Raw genomic sequence first — 7,587 nt, 5'->3', positions numbered from 1 at the left:
GCTTCATAAGAATGAATTTAGCTCACTCCTTGCAGATGCAGAAAGACAAGTTCTGGAGGGAAGTTCATTTGTTTTATGTTGTGGTGAAAAAATAAACAGCACTATAAGTGAATTACTTCGCAAAAAAATTACAGATTCAACACATTTCACCAAATCTCTCACTCTCTCTGAATCTCCTTCTTATGATGTTTATGAGGAAATATTCAAGAAAGCTGTTTTCACACCTGATGAATGTCATCTGGTGAGAGATTCTTTAGTGCAGGATGGTATAAAGCCAGAAAAAATAGCAAAAATTATTTCTTGTTTATCCAGTCGTACCGGGATTGGAAATTTGTTTTATGCCTGTTCACAAGCATTTCATGTTGCTAATGATAACGCTGCACTTGATGTGCGTCGCGCCGCTATAGCTATTGGCGATACAATAGATGATTGTCCGTGTTGTGCTGCTTTGAATGGTAGAAGTTACCATCAGCATGTCGATTTCTCAGAATACGGATTCACACAAACCCTTTGCGTCTTAGGAGCAATCGTAAATAACGCGAATGACACCTTTGATGTTGCTAATTATATCTATACCACTAAGGGAGAAAATATTATCCATAACGACGCTGAAGATGATTCTCCCTATGTACATTCCGATGAAAGTTATAGACACAAAGATGATTATTGGTCAAGGGATAATGATATCCGCAATCTAAGGAGAAATTTCTCAGGCAATATTACGATTGCAACCTACAAATAATTCGCTTTTTCTCAATAACACGCACCAAACGCTTACCTTCAGGTAAGCGTTTTGACGATAAGCGCAACATCATTAAGCCAATACATACCCCATATCCAACTTGAACAACATCGCGCTTATCGTTAAGGTATGCGCGTTTTTTATCCGCCAGGACCCAATTATGATCACCGTTGCCCTTATAGACGATCACCTCATCGTCCGCTCCGGCTTTGCGCAGTTGCTGGGGCTGGAACCTGATTTGCAAGTAGTTGCCGAGTTTGGTTCGGGGCGCGAGGCGCTGGCGGGGTTGCCGGGGCGCGGTGTGCAGGTGTGTATTTGCGATATCTCCATGCCTGATATTTCCGGTCTGGAACTGCTAAGCCAACTGCCGAAAGGTATGGCGACAATTATGCTCTCCGTTCACGACAGTCCTGCGCTGGTTGAGCAGGCGCTTAACGCGGGGGCGCGCGGCTTTCTCTCCAAACGTTGTAGCCCTGACGAACTGATTGCTGCGGTGCATACGGTTGCCACGGGCGGCTGTTATCTGACGCCGGATATTGCCATTAAACTGGCATCCGGTCGCCAGGACCCGCTAACCAAACGTGAACGCCAGGTGGCGGAAAAACTGGCGCAAGGAATGGCGGTGAAAGAGATTGCCGCCGAACTGGGCTTGTCACCGAAAACGGTACACGTCCATCGCGCCAACCTGATGGAAAAACTGGGTGTCAGTAACGACGTTGAACTGGCGCGCCGCATGTTTGATGGCTGGTGATGAAGACGTTGTTCTCCAGCTTAATTACCGTTATTGCCTGCTTTTTTATCTTCTCTGCCGCATGGTTTTGCTTGTGGAGTATCAGCCTGCACCTGGTTGAGCGCCCTGATATGGCGGTGCTGTTATTTCCGTTTGGTCTGCGTCTGGGGCTAATGCTGCAATGCCCGCGCGGATACTGGCCGGTGTTGCTGGGCGCGGAGTGGCTGCTGATTTACTGGTTAACGCAGGCGGTCGGTTTAACCCATTTTCCGTTATTGATGATCGGTAGTTTACTGACGTTACTGCCCGTGGCGCTGATCTCGCGCTATCGCCATCAACGTGACTGGCGCACCTTGCTGTTACAGGGGGCGGCCCTGACGGCGGCGGCGTTGTTGCAGTCGCTGCCCTGGCTTTGGCACGGCAAAGAGTCGTGGAATGCGCTACTACTGACTTTAACTGGCGGCCTGACGCTGGCCCCTATATGTCTGGTGTTCTGGCACTATCTCGCCAATAACACCTGGCTGCCGCTCGGCCCGTCGTTAGTTTCTCAACCGATCAACTGGCGCGGGCGGCATCTGGTCTGGTACTTGCTGCTGTTTGTTATTAGTCTCTGGCTCCAGTTGGGATTGCCGGACGAACTGTCGCGCTTTACGCCATTCTGCCTGGCGCTGCCGATTATCGCGCTGGCCTGGCACTATGGCTGGCAAGGGGCGCTGATTGCGACGTTGATGAACGCCATCGCGCTGATCGCCAGTCAAACCTGGCGCGATCATCCGGTGGACTTATTGCTCTCGCTGCTGGTGCAAAGTCTGACAGGGTTGTTACTGGGCGCAGGTATCCAGCGGTTGCGTGAACTTAACCAGTCGCTGCAAAAAGAACTGGCGCGCAATCAGCATCTGGCTGAACGTTTGTTAGAAACTGAAGAGAGCGTGCGCCGCGACGTGGCGCGTGAGCTGCACGATGATATCGGTCAGACCATCACTGCCATTCGTACTCAGGCGGGCATTGTCCAGCGACTGGCGGCAGATAACGCCAGCGTGAAGCAGAGCGGGCAACTCATCGAACAACTGTCGCTGGGGGTTTACGATGCGGTGCGCCGTTTGTTAGGGCGGTTACGTCCGCGCCAGCTGGATGATCTCACCCTGGAGCAGGCCATCCGCTCACTGATGCGGGAAATGGAGCTGGAAGGGCGCGGCATTGTCAGCCATCTCGAATGGCGTATCGATGAGTCAGCGTTAAGTGAAAACCAGCGCGTGACGCTGTTTCGCGTCTGCCAGGAAGGGCTGAACAACATTGTGAAACATGCCGATGCCAGCGCGGTTACGCTGCAAGGCTGGCAGCAGGATGAACGGTTGATGCTGGTGATTGAAGACGATGGCAGCGGTTTGCCGCCGGGTTCCGGGCAACAAGGTTTTGGCCTCACCGGAATGCGCGAGCGCGTAACGGCGCTGGGCGGCACATTACACATTTCCTGTCTGCACGGCACGCGTGTCAGCGTTTCTCTACCTCAACGTTATGTCTAAGGTTCGATGATGTTGCCGTTTCTGAAAGCGCCTGCCGATGCGCCATTAATGACTGACAAACATGAAATTGATGCACGCTATCGCTACTGGCGTCGGCATATTCTGCTGACCATCTGGCTGGGTTACGCGCTGTTTTACTTCACGCGGAAAAGTTTTAACGCCGCCGTACCAGAAATCCTTGCTAACGGCGTGCTCAGCCGTAGCGATATCGGCCTGTTAGCGACCCTGTTTTACATTACTTACGGCGTGTCGAAGTTTGTCTCCGGCATTGTCAGCGATCGCTCAAATGCCCGTTATTTTATGGGGATAGGGCTTATCGCCACGGGCATTATCAACATTCTGTTTGGCTTCTCGACGTCGCTATGGGCGTTTGCCGTACTCTGGGTGCTGAACGCCTTTTTCCAGGGCTGGGGTTCACCGGTGTGTGCGCGTCTGTTAACCGCCTGGTATTCTCGTACCGAGCGCGGCGGTTGGTGGGCATTATGGAACACGGCGCATAACGTCGGCGGCGCACTCATTCCCATTGTGATGGCAGCGGCTGCACTACATTACGGCTGGCGTGCCGGGATGATGATTGCTGGTTGTATGGCGATCGTCGTGGGGATTTTTCTCTGCTGGCGGCTGCGCGATCGCCCGCAGGCGTTAGGTTTACCGGCGGTCGGTGAATGGCGGCACGACGCGCTGGAGATTGCTCAACAACAAGAAGGGGCAGGGCTGACGCGTAAAGAGATCCTCACCAAGTATGTGTTACTGAATCCGTATATCTGGCTGCTTTCGTTTTGCTATGTGCTGGTCTATGTGGTCCGGGCGGCAATCAACGACTGGGGCAATTTGTATATGTCCGAGACGCTGGGCGTCGATCTGGTCACGGCGAATACGGCAGTGACGATGTTTGAACTGGGCGGATTTATCGGTGCGCTGGTAGCCGGTTGGGGCTCGGACAAATTGTTTAACGGCAACCGTGGGCCGATGAATTTGATTTTCGCCGCCGGAATTTTGCTTTCAGTCGGCTCGCTGTGGCTGATGCCATTTGCCAGCTACGTGATGCAGGCAACCTGCTTCTTCACTATTGGTTTTTTTGTCTTTGGCCCGCAGATGTTAATCGGCATGGCGGCGGCAGAGTGTTCACACAAAGAGGCGGCAGGGGCGGCGACGGGGTTTGTCGGCTTGTTTGCTTATCTGGGGGCGTCGCTTGCTGGTTGGCCGCTGGCGAAAGTACTCGATACCTGGCACTGGAGCGGTTTTTTTGTGGTTATCTCTATTGCCGCCGGGATTTCCGCACTGCTGTTACTGCCCTTTTTGAACGCCCAGGCACCGCGCGAAGCGTGATGCATCTCACCTTTTCACTTCATATCCGGCAAAACTAAGAAATTTTCCAGGTTTTGCCTGGACGCTATCTCAGGCCTGATTTGCTGCTGATTTTTACAATGCATGCCTCACGCAGGTATTCATTTCAGGAGTAACCCATGCTGGCTTTCTTAAACCAGGTCCGCAAGCCGACCCTGGACCTTCCGCTCGAAGTGCGGCGCAAAATGTGGTTCAAACCGTTCATGCAATCCTACCTGGTGGTCTTTATCGGCTACCTGACGATGTACCTGATTCGCAAGAACTTTAACATCGCGCAGAACGATATGATTTCGACCTACGGGTTGAGCATGACGCAGCTGGGGATGATCGGCCTGGGTTTCTCCATCACTTATGGCGTGGGTAAAACGCTGGTTTCCTACTACGCCGACGGCAAAAACACCAAACAATTCCTGCCGTTCATGCTGATCCTGTCTGCCATTTGTATGCTGGGCTTCAGCGCCAGTATGGGCAGCGGCTCGGTTAGCCTGTTCCTGATGATTGCCTTCTACGCCTTAAGCGGCTTTTTCCAGAGCACCGGCGGTTCGTGCAGTTACTCCACCATCACCAAATGGACGCCGCGTCGTAAGCGCGGGACCTTCCTCGGTTTCTGGAACATTTCTCACAACCTTGGCGGTGCAGGTGCAGCAGGTGTGGCGCTGTTCGGCGCAAATTACCTGTTCGATGGTCATGTTATCGGCATGTTTATCTTCCCGTCGATTATCGCGCTGATTGTCGGTTTTATCGGCCTGCGTTACGGCAGCGACTCCCCGGAATCTTATGGCCTCGGCAAAGCTGAAGAACTGTTTGGCGAGGAGATCAGCGAAGAGGATAAAGAGACAGAATCTACCGATATGACCAAGTGGCAGATCTTTGTTGAGTACGTGCTGAAAAACAAAGTGATCTGGCTGCTGTGCTTCGCCAACATTTTCCTCTATGTGGTACGTATTGGTATCGACCAGTGGTCAACCGTATACGCGTTCCAGGAACTAAAACTCTCTAAAGCGGTGGCGATTCAGGGCTTTACGCTGTTTGAAGCTGGTGCGCTGGTCGGTACGCTGCTGTGGGGCTGGCTCTCTGACCTGGCGAACGGTCGCCGTGGCCTGGTGGCCTGCATCGCGCTGGCGCTGATTATCGCCACGCTCGGTGTGTATCAACATGCCAGCAACGAATATATCTATCTGGCTTCTCTCTTTGCGTTGGGTTTCCTGGTCTTTGGCCCGCAATTGTTGATTGGTGTGGCTGCTGTTGGTTTTGTACCTAAAAAAGCGATTGGTGCTGCCGATGGTATTAAAGGCACCTTTGCTTACCTGATTGGTGACAGCTTTGCCAAGTTAGGTCTGGGAATGATTGCCGATGGGACGCCGGTATTCGGCCTTACCGGCTGGGCAGGCACCTTCGCCGCGCTGGATATCGCCGCGATTGGTTGTATCTGCCTGATGGCGATAGTGGCGGTGATGGAAGAACGCAAAATCCGCCGCGAGAAAAAAATTCAGCAGTTGACAGTGGCATAAACGTAACTGGTGACTTTTGCCCGGCATGACGCCGGGCTTTTTTTATTCAATTTGACCAGATTAACGCCTGGGGGAGTTTTCCAGATATCATCAAAAGTTGATGCGCAGGAGAACGCATGATCTGGATAATGCTTGCCACCGTCGTGGTGGTGTTTGTGGTTGGTTTTCGGGTTCTGACGTCAGGCACCCGACGGGCGATTCGCCGTTTAAGCGAACGACTTAATATTGATGTTGTACCCGTAGAATCGATGATCGATCAGATGGGTAAAATGCCTGGTAAAGAGTTTTTGTATTATTTGCATCGCCCGGATGAATCTCATCTGCAAAATGCTGCTCAGGTGTTACTTATCTGGCAAATTGTGATTGTCGATGGTAGTGAGCAGAACCTGTTACGTTGGCATCGGTTGTTGCAAAAAGCGCGTCTTGCTGCGCCGATCACGGATGCCCAGGTCCGTCAGGCGCTGGGTTTACTCCGTGAGTTAGAGCCAGATATGCAGGAGATTAATGCCTTCCAAATGCGCTATAACGCCCTCTTCCAGCCAGAAGAAGGCGTGTTTTGGTTGCATTAACTCAATGTGAGTGGCCTGTCAGAACCAAGCTTCCCACATCGCGCCAAGGTTAAAGTCGTCAAGCGTTTCCTCTTTTGTACCGTTGACGCGTGCAGTCCGGTCATTATCAACTTGCCCGCCCGTCATGTAGAAACGTAGCATTGGGCGGAATTCCGGGCCCATCGCAATAGAAATGTTCTGTGACAGCGTCAGCTTCCAGCCGGAATTATCTCCGCCTTTATCATAATCAACCCGCTGATAACCCGCCTCAAGCCAGGTGGAGTGAACGTCATTCCAGAAATACATAGGACGGACAATTACGCCATAGTTTTTGCGGTTATCACTCTTAATAGAACTGTTGTCGTAATCATGGAAGGCTAGTAAATACTCGATTTGCGCCTGCTGGGTAAATTTATGACTACCTTCAAAACTGGCGTAAATTGTCGTGAGATCGTCAGTTTTATTGTAAACACTGTTATCGGAATTATCAGAGTAGCGGGCAATGACTTTATTCACTCCGCTGTCATTGCTATGGCTTACAACAAATGCCCCCTGCCAGGCTTTCAGTTTGTCTTCACCTTCGACCGCTTTTGAGTCGAAGCCGTAGTTAGCGTACAACTCAAGATCCAGTGGCCCCAGTTTCATACCATGAATTTTGGACGTTATCGCATAATTGCCTTTGTCGCCCGTTCCTGACCCGCCAGTACAGGTAATGCGTGATGGATTGGTCTCATCCTCCATCACTTCAGGATTACAGGATTCAACCGCTGCGACAGTAGCAAGGTCAAACTTGATGCCACCAATGTCGAAATTTTTCACCCCGGCACCCTGACCATCGTGAGTCATCCAGAAGTAGTCATTAATGCCCTGTTGCGGGCGCTGGTGGAAGTCACGACCAGCCCAGATATAGGCGTCAGGATTGGATGCCAAAACATTGGTGACACCAGCGTAGGCTTTTTTCAGGTTAACTTCGTCGCCCCAGTGATCAATCATGACATTGACATCCCAGATTGCGCCGTTATCGCTCTTGAAGGCTTTTGATAACTGAAACTCTCCGCCATTACCTTCGTTCCCCAGACGACCAATTGCAGATGCACCATTATAGGAGCCGTCGGTAATGACTCCAACTTATTGATAGTGTTTTATGTTCAGATAATGCCCGATGACTTTGTCATGCAGCTCCACC

At 51.5% G+C, this 7,587-nt stretch carries 6 protein-coding genes and 2 pseudogenes; 6 read left to right on the top strand and 2 right to left on the bottom strand.

What is annotated here, in order from left to right; genetic code table 11:
- The 6 genes and pseudogenes from OQV04_RS22565 to OQV04_RS22540 form a co-directional block, all read left to right on the top strand.
- Positions 1-742: pseudogene (locus tag OQV04_RS22565) on the top strand (hypothetical protein); the annotation flags it as partial.
- 160 nt (positions 743-902) lie between these two features.
- A complete protein-coding gene (uhpA, locus tag OQV04_RS22560) occupies positions 903-1,493 on the top strand; it encodes a transcriptional regulator UhpA (protein ID WP_000633668.1) in 591 nt (196 codons plus the stop codon).
- Positions 1,493-2,995, top strand: coding sequence for a signal transduction histidine-protein kinase/phosphatase UhpB (uhpB, locus tag OQV04_RS22555; RefSeq protein ID WP_032281864.1), 1,503 nt, complete (start codon positions 1,493-1,495; stop codon positions 2,993-2,995). Before uhpA ends, uhpB begins: the two co-directional genes overlap by 1 nt.
- A gap of 9 nt (positions 2,996-3,004) precedes the next feature.
- On the top strand, positions 3,005-4,324 hold the full coding sequence (gene uhpC, locus OQV04_RS22550; RefSeq protein ID WP_001358267.1) for an MFS transporter family glucose-6-phosphate receptor UhpC: 1,320 nt from the start codon (positions 3,005-3,007) through the stop codon (positions 4,322-4,324).
- A 137-nt stretch (positions 4,325-4,461) separates the two neighbouring features.
- On the top strand, positions 4,462-5,853 hold the full coding sequence (uhpT, locus tag OQV04_RS22545; RefSeq protein ID WP_000879194.1) for a hexose-6-phosphate:phosphate antiporter: 1,392 nt from the start codon (positions 4,462-4,464) through the stop codon (positions 5,851-5,853).
- A gap of 116 nt (positions 5,854-5,969) precedes the next feature.
- Positions 5,970-6,422, top strand: coding sequence for a DUF1198 family protein (locus tag OQV04_RS22540; protein ID WP_032281862.1), 453 nt, complete (start codon positions 5,970-5,972; stop codon positions 6,420-6,422).
- 18 nt (positions 6,423-6,440) lie between these two features.
- Here the strand turns inward: OQV04_RS22540 and OQV04_RS22535 are convergent.
- Together OQV04_RS22535 and OQV04_RS25290 are read right to left on the bottom strand one after the other, a co-directional pair.
- Positions 6,441-7,523 (bottom strand): annotated as a pseudogene (locus tag OQV04_RS22535) (carbohydrate porin); the annotation flags it as partial.
- A gap of 6 nt (positions 7,524-7,529) precedes the next feature.
- Positions 7,530-7,586: an IS1 family transposase gene (locus OQV04_RS25290; RefSeq protein ID WP_003032489.1), complete on the bottom strand. Its 57-nt coding sequence runs from the start codon at positions 7,584-7,586 to the stop codon at positions 7,530-7,532.
- Between the last annotated feature and the right edge of the window lies 1 nt (position 7,587).

The sequence above is a fragment of the Escherichia sp. Lx600-2 genome, from assembly GCF_036662595.1.
Classification (GTDB): domain Bacteria; phylum Pseudomonadota; class Gammaproteobacteria; order Enterobacterales; family Enterobacteriaceae; genus Escherichia; species Escherichia coli.
Note: the sequence above shows the minus strand (reverse complement) of the source record. Positions and strands in the feature narration are given on the sequence as shown.

Excerpts from the sequence above, each read along its gene's own strand:
- uhpA (WP_000633668.1), top strand. The coding sequence starts at position 903 with ATGATCACCGTTGCCCTTATAGACGATCACCTCATCGTCCGCTCCGGC.
- uhpB (WP_032281864.1), top strand. The coding sequence starts at position 1,493 with ATGAAGACGTTGTTCTCCAGCTTAATTACCGTTATTGCCTGCTTTTTT.
- uhpC (WP_001358267.1), top strand. The coding sequence starts at position 3,005 with ATGTTGCCGTTTCTGAAAGCGCCTGCCGATGCGCCATTAATGACTGAC.
- uhpT (WP_000879194.1), top strand. The coding sequence starts at position 4,462 with ATGCTGGCTTTCTTAAACCAGGTCCGCAAGCCGACCCTGGACCTTCCG.
- OQV04_RS22540 (WP_032281862.1), top strand. The coding sequence starts at position 5,970 with ATGATCTGGATAATGCTTGCCACCGTCGTGGTGGTGTTTGTGGTTGGT.